Source organism: Myxococcus stipitatus DSM 14675, assembly GCF_000331735.1.
In the GTDB taxonomy this organism is placed as follows: Bacteria; Myxococcota; Myxococcia; order Myxococcales; family Myxococcaceae; genus Myxococcus; species Myxococcus stipitatus.
This window is the reverse complement of sequence record NC_020126.1, coordinates 505,217-523,558: the sequence shown is the minus strand read 5'-3', so window position 1 is coordinate 523,558 and position 18,342 is coordinate 505,217. Positions and strand designations below refer to the sequence as shown.

The 18,342-nt window shown below is 68.7% G+C and carries 17 protein-coding genes and 2 tRNA genes; 10 read left to right on the top strand and 9 right to left on the bottom strand.

All coding sequences use genetic code 11. From position 1 onward, the window contains the following. The first annotated feature begins 199 nt into the window (after nt 1-199). The gene (locus MYSTI_RS02115) at nt 200-718 is read left to right on the top strand and encodes a YbhB/YbcL family Raf kinase inhibitor-like protein (protein WP_015346042.1); all 519 of its coding nucleotides are present in this window, start codon (nt 200-202) and stop codon (nt 716-718) included. 275 nt (nt 719-993) lie between these two features. Next, a complete protein-coding gene (locus MYSTI_RS02110) occupies nt 994-3,477 on the top strand; it encodes a GAF domain-containing protein (protein ID WP_233278140.1) in 2,484 nt (827 codons plus the stop codon). 13 nt (nt 3,478-3,490) lie between these two features. Here MYSTI_RS02110 and MYSTI_RS02105 read toward each other — a convergent pair whose 3' ends face one another. Beyond that, nucleotides 3,491-5,287 (bottom strand): serine/threonine protein kinase, encoded by a 1,797-nt coding sequence (locus MYSTI_RS02105; protein ID WP_015346040.1) that lies wholly within the window; start codon nt 5,285-5,287, stop codon nt 3,491-3,493. Next, nucleotides 5,271-6,566 carry a glutamate-1-semialdehyde 2,1-aminomutase gene (gene hemL / locus MYSTI_RS02100; RefSeq protein WP_044278339.1) on the bottom strand — a complete coding sequence of 432 codons (1,296 nt, stop codon included), beginning with the start codon at nt 6,564-6,566 and terminating at the stop codon, nt 5,271-5,273. Before hemL ends, MYSTI_RS02105 begins: the two co-directional genes overlap by 17 nt. Before the next feature lie 239 nt (nt 6,567-6,805). On the opposite strand from hemL, the gene rraA reads away from it, so the two are divergent. Together rraA and MYSTI_RS02090 are read left to right on the top strand one after the other, a co-directional pair. After that, the gene (rraA, locus tag MYSTI_RS02095) at nt 6,806-7,291 is read left to right on the top strand and encodes a ribonuclease E activity regulator RraA (RefSeq protein ID WP_015346038.1); all 486 of its coding nucleotides are present in this window, start codon (nt 6,806-6,808) and stop codon (nt 7,289-7,291) included. A 130-nt stretch (nt 7,292-7,421) separates the two neighbouring features. Further along, nucleotides 7,422-8,381, top strand: coding sequence for an alpha/beta hydrolase (locus tag MYSTI_RS02090; RefSeq protein ID WP_015346037.1), 960 nt, complete (start codon nt 7,422-7,424; stop codon nt 8,379-8,381). 12 nt (nt 8,382-8,393) lie between these two features. Here MYSTI_RS02090 and MYSTI_RS02085 read toward each other — a convergent pair whose 3' ends face one another. Together MYSTI_RS02085 and MYSTI_RS02080 are read right to left on the bottom strand one after the other, a co-directional pair. Further along, entirely contained in the window at nt 8,394-9,353 is a 960-nt protein-coding gene (locus MYSTI_RS02085) for a hypothetical protein (protein ID WP_015346036.1), read from the bottom strand. Nucleotides 9,354-9,541: 188 nt separating this feature from the next. Continuing rightward, entirely contained in the window at nt 9,542-10,051 is a 510-nt protein-coding gene (locus MYSTI_RS02080; RefSeq protein WP_015346035.1) for a hypothetical protein, read from the bottom strand. A gap of 133 nt (nt 10,052-10,184) precedes the next feature. Between MYSTI_RS02080 and MYSTI_RS02075 the strand changes: the two genes are divergently transcribed. Both MYSTI_RS02075 and MYSTI_RS02070 read left to right on the top strand, forming a co-directional pair. Next, nucleotides 10,185-10,649: a hypothetical protein gene (locus tag MYSTI_RS02075; protein ID WP_015346034.1), complete on the top strand. Its 465-nt coding sequence runs from the start codon at nt 10,185-10,187 to the stop codon at nt 10,647-10,649. 263 nt (nt 10,650-10,912) lie between these two features. Further along, nucleotides 10,913-12,178: a hypothetical protein gene (locus MYSTI_RS02070; RefSeq protein ID WP_144369965.1), complete on the top strand. Its 1,266-nt coding sequence runs from the start codon at nt 10,913-10,915 to the stop codon at nt 12,176-12,178. A 94-nt stretch (nt 12,179-12,272) separates the two neighbouring features. Here MYSTI_RS02070 and MYSTI_RS02065 read toward each other — a convergent pair. From MYSTI_RS02065 to MYSTI_RS43605, 3 genes are all read right to left on the bottom strand, one after another. Further along, nucleotides 12,273-12,346: transfer RNA gene (locus MYSTI_RS02065), tRNA-Arg, on the bottom strand. Nucleotides 12,347-12,365: 19 nt separating this feature from the next. Next, nucleotides 12,366-12,438: transfer RNA gene (locus MYSTI_RS43550), tRNA-Glu, on the bottom strand. Nucleotides 12,439-12,521: 83 nt separating this feature from the next. Then, nucleotides 12,522-12,668, bottom strand: coding sequence for a hypothetical protein (locus MYSTI_RS43605; RefSeq protein ID WP_169558598.1), 147 nt, complete (start codon nt 12,666-12,668; stop codon nt 12,522-12,524). A gap of 73 nt (nt 12,669-12,741) precedes the next feature. Here MYSTI_RS43605 and MYSTI_RS02060 point away from each other — a divergent pair, with 73 nt between their 5' ends. From MYSTI_RS02060 to MYSTI_RS02050, 3 genes are all read left to right on the top strand, one after another. Then, on the top strand, nt 12,742-13,530 hold the full coding sequence (locus MYSTI_RS02060; RefSeq protein ID WP_015346031.1) for a helix-turn-helix domain-containing protein: 789 nt from the start codon (nt 12,742-12,744) through the stop codon (nt 13,528-13,530). 85 nt (nt 13,531-13,615) lie between these two features. Continuing rightward, nucleotides 13,616-14,005 (top strand): VOC family protein, encoded by a 390-nt coding sequence (locus tag MYSTI_RS02055; RefSeq protein ID WP_015346030.1) that lies wholly within the window; start codon nt 13,616-13,618, stop codon nt 14,003-14,005. Nucleotides 14,006-14,069: 64 nt separating this feature from the next. Further along, nucleotides 14,070-14,873, top strand: coding sequence for a hypothetical protein (locus MYSTI_RS02050; protein ID WP_015346029.1), 804 nt, complete (start codon nt 14,070-14,072; stop codon nt 14,871-14,873). A gap of 15 nt (nt 14,874-14,888) precedes the next feature. Here MYSTI_RS02050 and MYSTI_RS02045 read toward each other — a convergent pair whose 3' ends face one another. Further along, nucleotides 14,889-16,298 carry an ABC transporter permease family protein gene (locus MYSTI_RS02045; RefSeq protein ID WP_015346028.1) on the bottom strand — a complete coding sequence of 470 codons (1,410 nt, stop codon included), beginning with the start codon at nt 16,296-16,298 and terminating at the stop codon, nt 14,889-14,891. A 167-nt stretch (nt 16,299-16,465) separates the two neighbouring features. Between MYSTI_RS02045 and MYSTI_RS02040 the strand changes: the two genes are divergently transcribed. Next, nucleotides 16,466-17,047 (top strand): dihydrofolate reductase family protein, encoded by a 582-nt coding sequence (locus tag MYSTI_RS02040; RefSeq protein ID WP_015346027.1) that lies wholly within the window; start codon nt 16,466-16,468, stop codon nt 17,045-17,047. Between the two features lie 135 nt (nt 17,048-17,182). Here the strand turns inward: MYSTI_RS02040 and MYSTI_RS02035 are convergent, their stop codons facing one another. Then, nucleotides 17,183-18,337 carry an oxygenase MpaB family protein gene (locus MYSTI_RS02035; RefSeq protein ID WP_233278139.1) on the bottom strand — a complete coding sequence of 385 codons (1,155 nt, stop codon included), beginning with the start codon at nt 18,335-18,337 and terminating at the stop codon, nt 17,183-17,185. Between the last annotated feature and the right edge of the window lie 5 nt (nt 18,338-18,342).

Genomic DNA, 18,342 nt, shown 5'->3' with positions numbered 1-18,342 from the left:
GGCGCCAGTGGGGGTTGAGGCACCCTCAAGCGCAGCTATCACTTCCAGCGCGAGCCCCCGCGGTTCTCGAGTGGCGACGCCAGGCGCCCGCCCGCTCCGTCCCCCAGGTGCCCGGCACTCCATCGGCCGGGGGCGTGCTCATCCGTGTCGGGCCGGGCGCGTCGCCAGCTTGCCCCTATCCCGCTTCTCGGAGGACTCCATGCCCAAGCCGCTCGTGCTGACGTCCCCCCGCTTCAAGGACGGGGACCTCATCCCCATCGCCTTCACCGGCGAGGGCGAGGACACCGCTCCCCCCCTGCACTGGGAGAACCCACCCGCCGGCACCAAGAGCCTGGCGCTCATCGTCGAGGACCCGGACGCCCCGGACCCCCGGCGCCCCCAGCGCATCTTCTGCCACCAGGTCCTCTACAACATCCCACCTGGGGCGCAGGGGGTGCCGGAGGGGGCTCGGCCGGACGCGCTACCGCCGGGAACCCGGGTGGGGCTGAATGACTTCGGCCAGCAGGCCTACGGCGGCCCCATGCCCCCCATCGGCCGGCACCGGTACTTCTTCCGGCTGTATGCGCTGGACACCGTGCTGCCCGACCTGGGGCGCGCCACCCGCGCGGACTTGCTGAAGGCCATGGAAGGACACGTCCTGGGCGAGGCGGATCTCATCGGCCTCTACGAGCGGATCCACCACCGCGGGGCGGCGCACGGCCCTGGCGCTTCGGCCTGAGGCTTGAAGCCTCCTCCCTGAGTCCTGGAGGGCGGGGCCGCGAGCCTCGCCCTCCTCAGGGGAATCCACGACCCGGCTGCCGCGTGTGTGGGCTGGTCATCGAAGCAGGGGTGTGCCTGCTTCTCGACGCTTGCATGCGATGGAAGAGTCGGGTGCGCCGTGAACCCATCCATCCCGGGCGGAGCCCCCTATGGCTCCTTCGACGAGATGTCCGTGGGCGTTGCGTCATTCGCGAACGTCGCTTCGTGTATGTGAATGCGGCCTTGGAGAGACTGGTGGGCTCCCCCGCGACGCTCCTCCTGTCGGAGTCGAGCATGGCGGAAATCACCGAACGCCAGTCGCGCCTGATGCGGGGTGAGCCGGTCTCCAGCACCTACGAGACCACGCTGAGCACGACCCCGGGCGAGCAGCGGCAGGTGGAGCTGACCCTCTTCCCCTGTGGCCCGGACTGGGTGGTGATGGTGCGCGACGTGACGTCGCGGAGCCGTCAGCGGGACGTGCTGCAACGGCTGGCGGAGCTGGGCGCGGGGCTGTCCTCGCTGCGCACCGAGAGCGACGTGTTGCGGCGCGTGTTCCAGGGACTCGAGGAGCTCGGCTGGGCTTTCGCGTGGCTGACGCCCGAGGGCAACGGGGTCCGCCTGGGACAGTCCTTCGTGCCCGTCACGCTGGTGCCGACGCGGAGTGAGGGACCGCGCGACATGGTGGGCCGCTGGCCCGCGCTGCTGACTCGCGCCTGGAAGGAAGGTGCGGCCTGCTCGGCGGACCTGCCGCGAGAGGTGGCTCAATTCCTGGGCGAGGAGCGAGCGAAGGACGCGCGGGACGAGCTTGCGCGCGTGGCGTCGCTCCCCCTCCTCGCCGTGCGAATCGACGCGGGGGGACGGCCTCGAGCCGTGCTGGCCTTGGCGGGAGACGGGCTGCACGAGGAGGAGCTGAAGCCCGTGCGGCTGTTGGGCGCCCAGGTGTCGGCGGCGCTCGACGCGGCGCTCACCATCTCCGAGCTGTCCGCGCAGAACGCGGCGCTGGCGGCGCTCAACCGGCTGGCCTCGGAGGCCGCTTCAGCGCCCCATCCGCGCGCCTTCTTCGGTCCCGGCACGGAGGAGATCATCGGGCTGGTGGCGTGTGACGCGGTGGCCCTCCTCCTCCCACGGGAGAGCGAGCTGGAGCTGGCCTACTCGCGCGGGCTCGACCTGAGGGACGCGGACGAGGCGCGCTTCGCGCGGGTGTGGAGCGCGACGGGTCTGTGCAAGCAGGTCCAACAGGAGGGCACGCCGCGCGCGATGGAGACGCGCGACTGTCCGGAGGGCCTGCGCGAGGACCTGCGACAGCGCGGCGTCCACACCCTGGTCATCGTCCCCTTGCGCGTGCGCTCGCGCGACGTGGGGACGCTCGGGGTCCTCTTCCGGGAGCCTCGGCACTTCACGCCCCTGGAGCTGGAGACGTTGCAGGCGATGGGCACGCACTTCGCCGCGGCCATCGAGACCCATCGCCTGCTGCAGGAGCTGCGCGGACGGGCCGAGGACATGGCCCTCCTGCATGAGGTGGCGCGGGCGCTGGCCACCACGCTGGAGCTCGACAAGCTGTTGGCCACGGGCGTCACGAGCCTGGCCCGCATCATCGACACGCCGGATGCGTATGTGCTCATGCCGAACTCCTCCCGCGAGTGGCTGGAGATTCGAGCGGTGAGTGGCAACCACCCGGAGCTGCTCGGGAGATGCCTGCCCGCGAGCGCCCCGGATGCGTCCGCCACGGGACTGGGCTTCCTGTCGCGCGAGCTCATCATGGTGGAGGACGCCGTCACGGATGTCCGGGTGGACCAGAACCTGAGAGAGAGCTCGAGCGCCCAGGCGTTCCTGGTGTTGCCCCTGGTGGTCCGCGAGCGGCCCGTGGGGGTGATGGTGGCCACGGAGACGCGGCGTCCTCGGCGCTTCACCCCCGCCGAAATCGAGCGGGCGAGCGCCATCGCCAATCAGCTCGCGCTGGCGCTGGAGGGAGCCCGGCTGGTGGAGGACTTGAAGGACAGCTACGTGGAGCTGGCGCGCACCCAGGAGCAGCTCGTCCGCCGAGAGCGATTGGCCGCGCTGGGTGAGTTGTCCGCCGTCGTGGCCCACGAGGTGCGCAATCCGCTGGGCGCCATCTTCAACTCGGTGGCCTCCATCCGGCGAATCATCGGCCCGGGAAGCCCCGCGGAGCCATTGGTGGACATCGTCGCGGAGGAGGCGGACCGGCTCAACCGCATCGTCGCGGACCTGCTCACCTTCGCGCGTCCCCCCGCGCCCCATCCGCACCCCGTGCCCCTGGCGCCCCTCGTGGAGGACGCGGTGCGCGGCGCGCTCGCGGAGTCACCGGGCGCGGTGCGAGTGGAGCTGGACCTGGAGGAGGACGTCCCGCCCGTGACGGTGGATGAGCGGATGATGCGACAGGCGTTCCTCAACCTCGCCATCAACGCGATGCAGGCCATGCCGCATGGAGGCCGCCTGCGAGCCGCGGTGCGCCGCGCCGCGGGTGCCCCCGAGGTGATGGTGGAGTTCAGCGACACGGGCCCCGGCATCACCGCCGAGGTGCGCGCGCGCATCTTCGAGCCCTTCTTCACCACCAAGGCCAAGGGCACGGGCCTGGGCCTCGCCGTGGTGAAGCGCATCATCGAGTCGCATCAGGGCCACCTCACCCTCGACTCGCAGCCGGGACACGGCACGTGCTTCAGGCTCTACCTGCCGCTGGACTCCCCGGCGACCACGCGCCCGATGCACGCGATGCCGTGAGGCCACACGGGCCTCAACGCCACACGGTCAGCCACGCCACCGCGAGCCCCAGCAGCGAGGCTCCCGCGAACACGGCGACCGCGAGCCAGACCCGAGGCCCCTGAGGAACCTCGGCAAGCTCGGCATCGACAGCGGGCGACTCGGACGCGACGGCGGGGGCTTCACCGTCGCCGGTGATGGCACGCACGAGCGCCAGGCGCCGCGCCTCGATGGCCTCCGTGGCCACCGTCTGCGAGATGTCGACACCAAAGCCCACCTGCGTCACCCGAGGCGTGCGTCGAGGCGGCGGCGGTGTCGCGGGCATGGGAGGCGTCGCCGTGTCCTCGCCACTTCCGGGGAACAGGGACTCACGCGACCCGCTCGCGCGCACGGCCGTGGCCTGCTCGATGGCCACGAGGACCTTCGCCGCATCCAACGCCTCGGTGGCCTCGACGACCTGCACGGGCCTGGGCGCGACAGCGCGGCTCGAGTCCTCCTCCTCGAGGGCGGTGCCATACTGCGCGGTCCTCGACGCAATCTCCTCCGCGCCCAGCGGCATCGTCACCGCGGGGTCCACGGTGCTCGTGCTCGGAGGCGGAGCCACCGCGGTCGGCTCATCATCGTCGGCGTCGCGACGCACATCCGACGGTGCGTGCTCGGCGGCAACGGGCGGCCTGTCGGCGTGTGTCGGCTCGTCTTCTCCGGACCCGGGTGCGTGCACGAGCTGGACGCGCTCGGAGGGGATGAAGTCGTCCGGTGCCTCGATGGCGTTGTGCTCGAAGGCGAGCGCCGTGGGCGGAGTGAGCGTCGCGGCGAGCTCCGGCTCGGTGTGCGTGCGACGGGCCTCCTCGCGCAGCAGCTCCTCGAGCAGCGTCTCCTCCGCCTTCTTCTCGCGGGGGAAGACCAGCGCCATCAGCCGCGCGAGCTCCGCGTCGCCCATCCCCGACGACAGCTTCGCCTTCAGGCGCGCGAGCTCCGCGCCCATCGCCGCCCCGTCCGGGAAGCGGTTCGCCGGTTCGGGTGCCAGGGCCTTCGCCAGGAACGCGTCCACGCTCGACGGCAGGCCCTCCCGGAACTTCCCCGCGGGCTCCCACTGGGGATAGGCCGCGCGACGCCAGCGCTCCACCGGGTCGCCTCGCTGCGACAGCGGCTTCCACGCGCACAGCTCCCACAACAAGACGCCCACCGCGTACAGGTCCGCGCGCCGGTCCACGAAGCGCTTTCGCGCCTGCTCCGGGGACATGTACGTCAGGTTCCCAATCACCACGCGAGGCGCGGTCTGCTGCTCCTTCAGCGTGGACTGCGCCGCGCCGAAGTCGATGATCTTCACCTCACCCGAGTAGCTGATGCAGACGTTCGCGGGGGACAGGTCCCGGTGCACCAGGTGCAGCCCGTGGCCCTCTTCATCCGTCGCGTCGTGCGCATAGCCCAGGCCCTCGCACAGCCGCTGTCCCAGGTGCAGCACGATGCCCAGCGGCATCATCCGCCCCAGCTGCCGGAGGCGATACGAGAGGCGGCTGAGCGTCTTGCCCCTCACGTACTCCATGGAGAGGTACAGCTGCCCGTCCACCTCGCCCATCGCGTACACGCGAGCGATGTTGGGATGGTCCAGCCGAACCACCACGCGGGCCTCGTCCCGGAAGCGCCCGACGAACTGCGGGCTCTGCATGAGCTGAGGCAGGACCTTCTTCACCACACACGCGCGACGCGGAGACTCCTCGCGCGCGAGGAAGACCTCACCCATCCCCCCGGCGCCAATGCGGCGCACCAGGGTATAGGGACCGAAGCGAACGGGGCCCGCGAGGGGCTCCGGCTCAACCGGTCTGGCCAAGGGCGCGGAAGGCCTTTCTCGCCGCACCCAGGACGTGCGCGACCTCCGCCTCGCCCAGCGCCAGCGAGAAGAAGGCCGCCTCGTACTGACTCGGCGGCAGGTACACGCCCGCATCCAGCATGGCGTGGAAGAAACGACCGAAGCGCCCCGTGTCCGACGTCTTGGCGCTCGTGTAGTCGAACACCGGCTCCGACGTGAAGAACACCGTCAGCATGCTGCCCACGCGGTTGACCGTGACGGGCACCCCCGCGGCCTTCGCCTCCGCGACGAGGCCCGCCTCCAGCTTCTGGCTGATGCCCTCCAAGCGCTCATACGTCCCCGGCGCCGCGAGCGCCTTGAGACACGCCATGCCCGCCGCCACCGCCACCGGGTTCCCCGACAACGTGCCGGACTGGTACACCGGCCCCGCGGGCGCCACCTTCCGCATGACGTCCGCGCGGCCACCGTAGGCGCCCAGCGGCATGCCGCCGCCAATCACCTTGGCCATTGTCGTCAGGTCCGGCTTCAGGCCGTACAGCTCCTGCGCGCCACCGCGCGCCAGCCGGAAGCCCGTCATCACCTCGTCGAGCACGAACAGCACGCCGTACTTCTGGCAGAGCGCCTGGAGCCCCTGGAGGTAGCCGGGCTTCGGGATGAGCACGCCCATGTTGCCCACCACGGGCTCGATGATGGCGCACGCGATGTCGTGCCCCTGCGCCTTGAAGAGGCGCTCCACCGCGTCCAGGTCGTTGAACGGCGCGGTGAGCGTGAGCTTCGCCAGCGCCGCCGGCACGCCCGGCGAGTCCGGCAGGCCCAGCGTCTCCACGCCGCTGCCCGCCTTCACCAGGAACGGGTCACCCGCGCCGTGGAAGCAGCCCTCGAACTTGAGGATGTGCTCGCGGCCGGTGAAGCCTCGCGCCACGCGGATGGCGGCCACCGTGGCCTCCGTGCCGCTGGACACCAGCCGCACCATCTCCACCGCCGGCATCGTCGAGCAGATGAGCTCCGCGAACTCCACCTCGCCCGCGTGCGGCGCGCCGTAGGACGAGCCGCGCCGGGCCGCGTCGATGATGGCCTCCACGATGGGCGGGTAGGCGTGGCCCAGGATGAGCGGCCCCCAGCTCCCCACCAGGTCGACGTAGCGGTTGCCATCCACGTCGGTCAGCCAGGCCCCCGAGCCCTCGCGGAAGAAGACGGGGTCCCCACCCACGCCCCGGAAGGCGCGCACGGGGGAGTTGACGCCACCCGGGATGCGCTCCTGCGCGCGGGCGAACAGGGACTGGCTGAGAGCGTGATTCATGTCGCGTTCCATAGCATGTGACAGCACGCGGCGCGGCGACTCCCGCCCATCCCCATGCCCGCTGCTTCTTTGTCCCGCAACCCGGGGGCGCTGGAGACGCCTCGTTGACAGCTCGGCAACGAATCCGTGGAGAATCACACCAGGACGCACATCCTCCTGGCCTCCCCCCACGAGGCATCATGAGCCCGGGCGGCACGGAGACACCGCGGCGCCAAGGCCTGGCCCCCAGGAGAGGACCCATGGACTTCAAGACGGCGGACCTGTGCGATGCGAACGCGGGCTCGGCTCACTTCCAAATCGCCGAGCCGGGCTTCCTGCACTACGGCGGCCGGACCACGTTCTCCGGTGCCATCAGCACCGTCCTCGCGCCCGAGGACAACTCGCTGGTGCGCAAGGCCCTGGAGGAGCCGGGCAACGGGCGCGTGCTCGTGGTGGATGGAGGCGGCAGCCGGAGATGCGCGCTGGTGGGTGACCAGCTCGCGCTGCTCGCCCAGAAGAACGGCTGGGCCGGCGTGGTGGTCAATGGCTGCATCCGCGACTCGGAGGAGGTGGGCCGCACCGCCATCGGTGTCCAGGCCCTGGGCACGCATCCGCTTCGCAGCGGCAAGCGCGGAGCGGGCCAGCACGACGTGGAGGTGCGCTTCGCGGGCGTCACCTTCCGCCCCGGGCACTTCCTCTACGCGGACGCCGACGGAATCGTCACGTCGGAGACAGCGCTGACCTGAGCGCCACTTTCTCGAAGCCCAGGAACCGGGCAAGAGCGCCCCATCACACATTCGCCCGATTCCATGGTGAGCCCTCGCGCGAACTATGATGTGAGGGACCTCCGTCGCCATTCCGCTTCAGAGAAAACGCATGTTCCTGGGCATCGGAATCCTCGCCGGCATCACCCTCCTCGTGCTCGTCCTGCGGCAATGGCTGCTGCACCGGGAGGGCCCCGCCTGTCCCGCCGAGCCCTTCGACGGACACGTCTACCGCGTCGGCAAGGCCCTCATCGCCGAACGGCGCTGCGAGCACCCCCGCGCCACCGTCATCTGCATGCACGGCTTCGTGTCGGACATGCGCTACTTCACGCGGCACTACGAGGCCTCCGACCTCCAGCTCATCCTGGTGACGAGCTGCGACTATCACCCGCCCATCGCGCAACCCGCTGAGCGGCCCGCGCCCTGGGCACGCGTGCCCACCGAGCCGGAAGGCACCATCCCTCACGACGCGGCCGTGCTGGTGCAAGCCCTGGAGCACCTGCCCAGGACCGAGCACATCCGGGTGCATGGACATTCGCGAGGCGGCGCCGTGGTGCTCGAAGCCGCGCGGCAGCGGCCGGACCTGTTCGAGCGGGTGGAGGTGGTCCTGGAGGCCCCCGTCCTCCCGCAGGGTCGCCCGTATGCGAAGCCGAACGATGCGCTGCTCTGGCTGATGCCCTTCGGAATCCTGCTCTGGAGACTCGACCCCATCTCCCGTCACACCCGGTACATGTGGGGACCGCTGGAGAATGCTCGCAAGCGCGAGCTCATCCGGGCCTTCCCGTTCAATCCCAAGCGCGTGTCGACGCTGGTGACCAACGCGCGCGATATCGAGGCCTGGATTCGGGAGCGCGACGCCTCCCTGTTCCAGAACGTGCGACGCGGCACGGTGCTCGTGCCGGGACAGGACCGGGTGCTGGACTCCGTCTCCATGCTCGAGAGCGCTCGGCGCGCCGAGCCCACGCTCGACGTGGTGACACTGGAGGAGTGCAGCCACTTCATCCTGTGGGACCGGCCCGATGCGTTCCCCGAGCTGGCCTGCCCCAGAGAGCGCACCGTCGCGAACGGGTGACGCCCGCCCCGGTTACTTCCGGTGGTACCAACGCTTGCGCGCCGCGCGGACGTCGGACCAGTCCACCAGGCAGTCGTGGACGTTCTCCTGGCCTCGCTGGGCGTCGGGCATGTCGCCGGACTCCACCCTCGCGATGAGCTCCGGGAGCCGCTCGTAGAACGTCGGTGAGCGGTACTGGGGATGCAGCGTCCACAGCCCCTGCCCCGAGCCGAGGAAGTCCAACCGCCACAGCCGCTTGTGCATCATCACGCGGGTGATGAGGTTCTCCGGCTCGCGGTAGGGAGGATTGCCGGCCCTCAGCGCGCGCAAGACATGGATGGGCGGAGCCAGGCGCGCGCGCAGCGGACCCAGCCTGCGGGTCAGCGCATCGCGGTCCACCAGGAACACGCGGCTGCTGAAGCGCCGGAAGCGGAACGCCTGGGCCGCACCATCCGGCTCATACCAGCGAGCATCCACGCCCACCGTGCCATCCGCGCGAGGAGGCCCCGAGAGCGGACTGCAGCTCACCAGCTCCTCCCGCGAGGCGAGCTGCTCCATCGCTTCCGCGGCCCACGTCGGTGAGCCACCGCCGATGAGCATGTCCGCATCCAGGTGCAGGACATGCCGGTGCGCGGCCTCGGACACCCCGAAGAAATACGAGTGATAGGGACCGCCCCGCGAGTCCTTCATGGGGAGGTGGGTGCCTCCGAAGAAGCGCTCCGAGAGCGCGCGGGTGGTGGCGGGCGAGTAGTCCACCTCCACCACGCGGACACGAGGGTCCGCCGCGCGAAGCTCGTCGAGCAGCCGCTCCATCTTGGGCTTGCGCTCCAGCCACGCCTCCGCGAATCGGCTGCCCTGGCTGCGATGCAGGTCCAACACCAGCAGGATCTCCTGCACGGAAGGACCGAGCTGCCGGAGCTGGTGCGGGAGGATGAGGCGCGCGTGAGGATGGTCCGTGGGCGCGAGGTTGATTTGAAGCGTGACGGGGTTCATTGGCACGGGCGCGGGAGGCGCATGCTTGCCACAACCAGACAAGCGACTCAACGCGCCCCACGCGATTCCTCGCGCCGGCTTCGAGGGGTGCGCGAACCCAGCGGATTCACGCCTGCGCCTGGCCCGGCGCCTCGAGCTCGCGGGACCGAGAGGGCCCCGCGAGGAGTGGCACTGCCTGCGATGGGCCGTCAGTTCTTGACGACGGTCGTGATGTTCAACGACGTCGGGGTGCCCACGAAGGTCCCAGCGGTGGTGGTGCACGGCATGGGCACCTGCGAGAAGTCCGCGGCGTAGTAGCCGTAGGTGGAGCCATTGCCCTTCTCGTAGAACTCATGGCCGTCCGGGAGCACCACCTTCCAGACATAGTTGAGGCTTGTGTACTGCGTGGACGTCCGCGCCCGGATGACGCCCGTCACCGTGGTGCCCCAATGGTACGGAGCCACGGCCGGCGCCTCCACGGTCTGCGGCGCCGGAGCCCAGTCGACTCCGCTGCCACCCCAGCCGTAGATGAGGAACACGCTCGTCCCCCAGGGCAGGTCATCGTTGCGGTACGTGAGGGTGAGCTCCGCCTGGGACGTACTGAAATAGCCACACGTGTTGAGCACGGTCCGTGCCTGCACCCACTGCGAGCCCCCCAGTGCGGAGGTGGAGGCGAGCAGCAGGGCGAACATGAGCGCGGGGTGGGAAAGTCTGGACATGCGAAGACTCCAGGGTTTGGTGTGAGCATCGCATCCCTTACTCGAGCCAAGGGGTGTCCTGGAATCCACGCGGCCGCGACGTGATTGAATGCGCATCGACGCGAGCGACCTCGCTCGTCGAGCACGCCCACAAATGCCTCGCGAGCCGCCCATCGTCCTTCCCGTCCTGCTGCCACTGCTCCGGCATGCGAACCCGTGGGCGCTGCTCCTGGCCAGGGAGGTGGGTTATCCGCTCTCCACCGCCAGCCTCCTCTCGGAGCGCTATGCGATGAAGAGCGACGAGAAGCCGTTCGTGCGAGAGCTGCTCGGGCGCAAACGAAACCTCTGGGTCTTCCGCTGCGACCAGCGTCGCTTCGCGGGCGACTTCGTCGTCGTGGACATGGCGGAGCCGAGGCCGGCACGACGCCAGGTGGTGGTGCTCGACCTCAAGATGGGAGCGCCCCTGGTCCTGGGCGGAGGCGGGGCCGGCGTTCAGCTCACCCACGCCCAGGACGCGGTGGACGGCGTCGCGGCACGCCCGGGCGTCATCGCAGCGGGCCTGCCGTTCATCCTCGCGACGGGCGACAAGGACGTCATCCTCGCATGGCTGCGCGCATGACCACGACGGAGCTGCATTGAGAGTACACGCCCCGGGAGTCGAACCCGTCCCGCTCATCATCCCCTTCCCTGCCTCTGCCTCTCAGTGGCCGCAGAGAAAAGTGGAGCCATGTAACCGCTGAAACCCCATGCACATACCGAGGATTACAAACACTGCTGTCGGGAGTACTCCTCATGGCCCCCATCCGGTCCGAGTCTCAGGCTTCTGCTCGAAAGAACCCTCTCCCGAAGTCGGCGGCCCCCGCCACTCACACGGCTCAAGAAGTGGCTCGTCGCCGTCAGCAATCGGCTCATGCTCCCGAGCGCCTGACCCAGCAGGCGCTCTCGTCGGCGGAGGCGGGTGCCTCGAACCGCCTGTTGCGCGACGACTCCCGGTTCGAGTCCGGCGCCTCCGCTCGTCCGCCCGTGGAACTCACCGCGGGGAGCAGGGGGGCCATCGGCGCCAAGGCTCCACCGCCTGGCAAGGTCGACGTTGAAGGCATCGCCAACATGAAGGACCCGGTGGCGCGCAACCACGCCATCACGCAGGGGTACTACGCGCTCTCCAACCAGATGGCGGGATTGCTGGGCAAGGAGAACGCGAACTGGGCCACCTTCGGCGTCTGGGCTTCGAAACAGGCGGGTGTGAGCATCCGGCAGGAGGACCTCCCGAAGGTCTTCATGGATCAACTCAATGGCGACAAGACGTGGCTCCGTGCCCTCACGGACATCGGCCTGGCCACCGTCAATCCACTCCTCCCCTTGATGACCACGGCATTGAAGATTCCCATCAAGCACGCGCTGAATCGCGTCAGCGACGCCATCGCGGATGGCAACCAGAAGCTCTTCAGGGACATCGCGCCGGAGTTCCAGCGCTTCACCGAAACCTTCAAGGGCGACAAGAAGTACGACGCCGCGAAGGTGGCGAAGTACCTGGCGGGCTTCCCTCCTGGGAAGGAGAACCTCAAGGCCGCCTTCGCCGACTACGCCAAGGCGATGTTCGAGAAGGACCCGAACAAGAAGGCGGAGCTGATGCTCTCCGCCAATGACCGCGTGGGCGTGCACGAGCAGAAGCTGATTCAGGGAGAGGTGGAGCGCGCCCTCAACGCCCCCATCAAGGAGGCCTTCGCCCCCATCGTCAAGGCCGTGATTGAGAAGGTCGGCAATACGCTGCCCTTCCCCGCGAACACCGCCTACCTGGTCGCCAAGGCGAGCGGACTGGTCGACAAGGCGGTGGACAGCATCGTGAACGGCCTGGCGGCCAAGTTCCGCCAGTTCACCACCGACCACATGATGAAGCTTGGCGTGCCGGGTGGCAGCTTGAAGCTCGGTGATGACGTGACGCCCGGGGCGCAGGGCGCCTTCCCCGAGCACCTGCGCACCCTCGAGAGCAGCGAGCTGAAGCAGCTGCTGTCCCAGTACGACAAGACGCCGGATTCGCTGAAGGGCTCCGCGGCCAATGACTGGTCCAAGTTCGACCAGCGCATGAACTACATCGTCGACCTGTTCCGCTCCCGCCAACAAGACCCGCAGCTCTTCGCCGCGCCCTGATTGAGCAAGAGAGTACACGCCCCGGGAGTCGAACCCGGCGAGTCGGTGTGTCGAACCGATGCCGTCACCGGCTGGCTCGGCGTGCAGGGGAAAGTGGTCCTGGCAAGAGTCGAACTTGCCACCTCTCGGTTCGCACCCGAGCGCTCTCATCCACTGAGCTACAGGACCTGAAGAACGAACTGCCGAGTACCTCGTACGGGAGTCGAACCCGTCTTCCCGCAGTGAGGGTGCGGTGTCCTTCGCCGATAGACGAACGAGGCAGTTGGAAAAGAAAGAGGCCGGGTTCCCTGGGGGAGCCCGGCCTCGAGTCCTACCGCCACGTCAGTCGACGCGGCGTGCGGGCTCAAAGTCCGGACGGGGCGCCGCGGAAGGAAGCAATTCCCTCCAGCAGCTCATCATCCTCGGAAGCGGTGTCACGTTCGGTGTTCGCGAACAGCACATCGATGCCGCGGACAGTGTCGTACATGTGCTTGGGATTCATCGGGCTCATCGGAGTCACCATCGGTGGGGCACCGCTCCTTTCGCCGTGGACAGACGCCTCTGGATTTGTCACCTGACAGAGGATGAGTGCCGCTGAGACAACAGGCGAGTACACGGAGCTGCCAGTCCCCAACGCCCTCGCGGACCGCGTGGATGCCTTCTGGTGTTTCGTGGCGGCACCGCGACGCGAGGGCAGCACTCCCCTCCTCCAGCGAATCCTCCCCGACGGCTGCACCGACCTCATCGTCCGCTTCCCCGATGCGCGCGAGATAGGCAGAGGCCTCGAGCCACACCTCACCGTCGTGGGCCCCATGGAGCGCTTCGTGCTCACGGACCCCGAGCCCGGCTCGGTCTGTCTCGGCATCCGGCTCAAGCCGGGGTGGGCCCAAGCACTGCTGGGCGTGAGCCCCAAGGCGCTGTGCAACCTCTCCATCGGCGTGGAGGATTGCGCCCCCGCGTTCCTGCGCCTCCAGAAACGTCTCGCGACAGCTCGCTCACTGCCCCACGCGCTCGCCCTGCTTCGAGATGAGTTCTCGCTGCGCAATGCCAGCCCGCTCCACCTCCCGAACGCGCGAACGACTCACGCCCTGCACTGCCTCCAGTCGTCCGCGGGTCGGCTCTCCATGTCCCGACTGGCGAGGACCGTGGGCGTCAGCGAGCGCACCTTGCACCGGGACATCCTCGAGGAAGCAGGTGTGGCGCCCAAGCTGCTCGCCCGCGTCCTGCGATTCCAACGGGCGCTGACCCACCTGCGCGCGGGGACACTGGACTTGAGCGCCGTGGCGCTCGAGTGCGGCTACGCGGACCAGTCCCACTTCACCCGCGAGGTGCGCGAGCTGGCGGGAGTGTCTCCCACCGGGCTGCTGTCTTGAGCCTTGTCCGATTTCTTCAAGACGCCTGAGCGGGGCCGTGAGAGACCCGGGCGCATCAGCATCCCCCCTCGCCAGGAGAACACCGATGAAGCTCGGCTACGTCATCTTCTACGTCGCGGATGTGCCCGCCACCCTCGCCTTCTATGAGACGGCCTTCGGTCTGAAGCGGCGCTTCCTCCACGAGAGCAACAGCTACGGCGAGGTGGAGACGGGCACCACGGCGCTGGCCTTCGCGTCCGAGGACATGGCGGGAAGCAACGGGCTCACCGTGCGCTTCCATCGGCCAGGGGAGACACCGTCCGCGGTGGAGCTCGGGCTCGTGACGCCAGATGTCCCGGCGGCCTTCCAGCATGCGGTGAAGTCGGGAGCCATCTCCGTCCAGCCTCCCAAGCAGAAGCCGTGGGGACAGACGGTGGCCTACGTGAAGGACCTCAACGGAGTCCTGGTGGAGCTCTGCTCACCCATGGGCACGTGACGTCGCCGCGCTGTCACGCCACCGAGGTAACATGGGCGGCATCTCTTGAAGGGGGGAAGCCGTCATGCGTGGATGTCTCGTGGCCATCGGCCTGCTGGGCGCGCTGGTGGGAGCACAGGCCGAGGCGAAGAGTGTCGCGCTCATCTGGAAGGGCGCGAAGACCCAGGCCGACGCGGAGGCGCACCGGGCCGCGTGGGGCAACATCGAGACGCTCCTCGAGAAGACGAAGTGGGAGCTTCCCGAGGGCCACCCGAAGCTGGTGCGCAGCGACACGCTCGCCGGACTCAAGCCGGGCTTCTGGGTCTGGCTGGTGGGCGTCTGCGACACGGAGGGCGCGGCGACCGCGCTGGCGCACCTCAAGGTGTTCGCTCCCGATGCCTACGCGCGTGACGTGGAGGTGGAGGCCATGGACCAGGCCTGTCCGAGCACCGACGGCGCCCCCCTGGTCGCCCGGAAGGAATCCCTCGCCCTGAACAAGAAGGGGCAGAAGCTGCAGGTCTTCACCCAGGAGGAGAGTCAGTACCTCGAGCCGGGCGAGGAGTTCGGCGACCAGTTCACCCTGACCCGCTACCACTTCGTGCTGCTGAGCAAGAAGGGGGAGCTGCTCGCGGCGGAGGAGGTCGTGGGCGAAGAGGACTTCTCCGGAGACGTGCGCCAGGGCCCCACGGCCTACCGCTGCGAGCTGGAAGGCATCGGGCGCTCCGGGGCCGAGTCACTGGTGCTCACCCGCAACTGTCGAGCCGGCACGGCGGAGTGTGGCTCCGTCGTGCGCGCGGACGAGGTCACCCGTGTGACGGTGCAAGGCTCCACGCTCGTGCGTGGAACCACCACCCGGATGAACGAGCAGCGACTGGAGTGCGGAGACTGAGGTCCGCGTCCACCCTCAGACCGGCTTGGAGGAGGAGTCGGTCTGCTCGGGCGGACTCACCAACAATGCGAGCGTCGCGAACAGGGCGATGACCGACCAGTAGATGAAGCGGAAGTCCGAGCCGATGCCGATGACCAGGTAGGCGGACGCATAGGCCAGTCCGGACATGCCAGTGAAGAAGGCCAGCGAGTGGCGCTTCACCCGCCGGAGCGCGACGAGCGACACGCCCAGCAACCCCAGGAGCCACACCCATCCCCGGAAGAAGAACGAGCTCGACAGCGCGTTCTCGATTCGGAGCATGGACTGGAAGAGGAATCCATCGGTGGGTGGCTTCAGCTGCCAGGGGTTGGGGTCGATCTGCTGATGAAAGGCGTTCCACACGGGATGCGGGTCAGCCCCCAGCATCCGCCGGAAGACCGTCACGCGGTGCTTCATCCAGGCCTTCGGATGTTGACGCACGATGCGCTTCCACTCGTCGACGAAAGCGGCGCGGCGCGTCTCCAGCGACCCGAAGGAGATGGGACGAGCGCCCTCCATTCCACCGAGCAGCGGCCACACGTGGCTGATGTTGTAGAGCTTCGTCAGCTCGGGGACCGAGGTCTCTCCCTCCAGGATGGAACCTGGGAATGACTCCGGATGCGCGACATAGACGCCAGCCAGGTCGTAGAGAAAGAGCTGCCCCGCGGCCCAGGCCTTCTGCGCATGAAGAGCCCGGCTCACCACCAAGGGCGTGATGACCAGCCCCGGAACCACACAGATGAAAACAAGGACCCTCGCGGGAAAGCGCCAGCGCGGTGCGGGGGCCAGCTGAGCAACCACCGGAATGGCCAACGGGACAGCGGCGACAAGCGCATTGTGCCGATAGGCCACGCCAGCACACAGCAGGAGCAGCGCCACGAATGGCCGTCGGCTCTTGAGCGCGACCACCGCGCACAGCAGCAACGCCGCCACCATGACGTCCTTCCAGAGCACGACCGCCAGCGACCAGACCGTGGGAATGAGCAGGAAGGCCCCGAAGACCACCAGACCGCGACGGCCGGCTCGCGCATCCGTGGAGCGAATCAACACGGCCATGCCGCCGCTCAGCATGGCCAACTGAAGCACCAGGATGAGCCAGGGCGACCCGACGAGCCTGCCACTGAGGCCTATCAGCCAGGAGCCCAGGGGCGGATGGATGTCGCTGTAGCTTCCGGCGAGCCCTTGTCCGTACTGGTCGATCGAGTCACCCGACATCAAGCCGGGCTGCACCGCGGCGTAGAGCAGCACCATCCAGAGCAGCATGCCGATACGGGCCAACCGCCTCCTCGAGTCCTCATGGCCGAGGAAGCCTCCCGTCGAGGCACCGTGCGACGTCACGTCACGGGTGGCCGCCGACGTGGTGGGTTCGGGGACCTGCTGGACCGGGGAGCTCTGCTGCGCATTCATGGAAGGCCCCTTATCGCCGCAAACGCTGGACACTTCCACAGTGGAGCGCGCCAAGGTGCTCGGCCAACGCCTGCCTGCCAGGCAGGACCTGGGCAGTGGAGCGCCCTCGAGGTTCCTCCGTGGTACATCGCGCGGCGCGAAGCACCGCCCCCGAGAGAAAGACAGCCATGGGAACCCTCACGCTCAGCCTGATGACCACGCTCGACGGCTTCATCGCGGGACCTGACCACGCGCTGGATTGGGTGGTCTGGGAAGAGGAGATGGACCGCGATGCCACGGACCTCCTCCAGTCCGCCGACACCGTGCTGGTCGGCTACGGGGCCTACAAGGACATGGCCGCGTACTGGCCGGCCGCGCTCACGAATCCCTCCAGCGAGTCGGAGCGCATCTTCGCGCGTCACTTCGACGAGAAGCCGAAGGTCGTCGTCTCCGACGTCCCTCGAGAGCTCCTCTGGAGGAACGAGGAGCTGCGAGTCATCACGAACCTGCGCGAGCAGGTCCAAGCCCTCAAGGACAGCAAGGGCCACATCGTGTGCTACGGCGGAGCGGGGTTCGCGCAGTCCCTGGTCCACACCGGACTGATTGACGAGTACCGCTTCTACGTCAGCCCCGTGGCCATCGGCCAAGGCATGCGCTTGTTCCAGTCGCTCGCGGCCCCCGTCAAATGGGGCGCCTGCACCTCGAAGGCCTATGGCTCCGGCGCGGTGCTCCTGCACTACAAGGTCGTGGGGCCCCCGCAGCCCCGCTGAGTCAGCGGCAAGCACAGCCACGAGCGCGCGAGCGCGGCTGGGCCTTCGCGTTCGACTCCCGCGCGTGCTCCGCCACGGGAGCGCGCGCACCATCCAGCCGTTCGCCGAAGAGACACCGGGACTCGCGAAGGAGACCTACTTCGCCTCCGCGACCGCCGCGGGCTCCAGCTTCCAGGACTCCTGGAGGGACTGCGGAATCCGGAACGTCACCCGGCCGCCCCCCGTCTCCGAGGAGTGCAGCCCCTCCAGCAGCTTCCGAGACAGTGAAGCGGAGACCTTCGCCGCGAACCCCGACTGGTCCTGCGCCTCATCCGCCAGGGAGAACATCCACCGCATCGGCCCCACCAGGAACCGCGTCCAGTCCGTCTTCTCCAGCCCCACGGCGTCCGACACCGCCTCGCTGCACAGCTCGCGCATCACCGTCACCGTGACGCCGTCCATCAGCTCGCCCGGCATGCGCATCTTCAAGTAGTCGACGAGCGCACGCGTCAGCACGACGCCATCCTGCGAAGGACGCACCTGACGCGCCTGGATGGCCGCCCAGAGCTGATGCGCATCGTCCAGGTCCCGAGGCAGCAACGTGGGGTGGATGCCCAGGAAGTGGCCAACCACCCTCCAGCAATGGAAGTAGGCCTCCTCCTCGTCACGCGTGAAGTCGAGCCCCAGTCGGGTCAACACCGACGGCACCAGGGCCAGCGTCAGCAGCGTCGCGACGTGGTCCTCCTGATTGGCGGGGGTCCCCCACTCGGATGCCCGCCACTTGGGGTCTCGCCCGACGTGGTAGCGGATGGTCCCGTGCAGGAGGCGAATCTTCTGCGCGGTGCGGACACCGAAGCCCTTCGGCTCCAGGCCCCCTTCGGCCATGACATCCAGGACGAACTGCGCCGTCTCGATGATGCGACGGTGCACGTGCTTGTCGATTCCGCCCGTCCACGTGAGCACCTTCGCCGCCTTCTCCCACGAGTAGCAGCAAGGCAGCGACCACGTGAAGTACGCCAGGGTCATCTGCATGCCGTAGCGGGCGAAGAGCCGCTGCCCCAGGCGGACCTTCTCCGGGTCGGCCCACTCCGGCCAGTCGTCCGTCTGGTTCAGGAACGTCTCCACCGCGTCAGGCATCTCGGCGGGCACCACCTGCACGTTCGACTGGAGGCTCTGGAGGATGCGGTTGACCGCCTCCACCTCGTTGCTGGCGAAGACGGACTGGATGGCCGCGTCCGCCAGGGGCTCCCCCATGGAGCGGAAGGGCTCGAGCAGCTCGTCGGACCAACGGCCTCGGGATGACTCGTTCATGGACA

Coding starts and splice junctions, on each gene's coding strand:
- MYSTI_RS02115 (WP_015346042.1), top strand. CDS start 200: ATGCCCAAGCCGCTCGTGCTGACGTCCCCCCGCTTCAAGGACGGGGAC.
- hemL (WP_044278339.1), bottom strand. CDS start 6,566: ATGAATCACGCTCTCAGCCAGTCCCTGTTCGCCCGCGCGCAGGAGCGC.
- rraA (WP_015346038.1), top strand. CDS start 6,806: ATGGACTTCAAGACGGCGGACCTGTGCGATGCGAACGCGGGCTCGGCT.
- MYSTI_RS02090 (WP_015346037.1), top strand. CDS start 7,422: ATGTTCCTGGGCATCGGAATCCTCGCCGGCATCACCCTCCTCGTGCTC.
- MYSTI_RS02085 (WP_015346036.1), bottom strand. CDS start 9,353: ATGAACCCCGTCACGCTTCAAATCAACCTCGCGCCCACGGACCATCCT.
- MYSTI_RS02080 (WP_015346035.1), bottom strand. CDS start 10,051: ATGTCCAGACTTTCCCACCCCGCGCTCATGTTCGCCCTGCTGCTCGCC.
- MYSTI_RS02075 (WP_015346034.1), top strand. CDS start 10,185: ATGCCTCGCGAGCCGCCCATCGTCCTTCCCGTCCTGCTGCCACTGCTC.
- MYSTI_RS43605 (WP_169558598.1), bottom strand. CDS start 12,668: ATGAGCCCGATGAATCCCAAGCACATGTACGACACTGTCCGCGGCATC.
- MYSTI_RS02060 (WP_015346031.1), top strand. CDS start 12,742: ATGAGTGCCGCTGAGACAACAGGCGAGTACACGGAGCTGCCAGTCCCC.
- MYSTI_RS02055 (WP_015346030.1), top strand. CDS start 13,616: ATGAAGCTCGGCTACGTCATCTTCTACGTCGCGGATGTGCCCGCCACC.
- MYSTI_RS02050 (WP_015346029.1), top strand. CDS start 14,070: ATGCGTGGATGTCTCGTGGCCATCGGCCTGCTGGGCGCGCTGGTGGGA.
- MYSTI_RS02045 (WP_015346028.1), bottom strand. CDS start 16,298: ATGAATGCGCAGCAGAGCTCCCCGGTCCAGCAGGTCCCCGAACCCACC.
- MYSTI_RS02040 (WP_015346027.1), top strand. CDS start 16,466: ATGGGAACCCTCACGCTCAGCCTGATGACCACGCTCGACGGCTTCATC.
- MYSTI_RS02035 (WP_233278139.1), bottom strand. CDS start 18,337: ATGAACGAGTCATCCCGAGGCCGTTGGTCCGACGAGCTGCTCGAGCCC.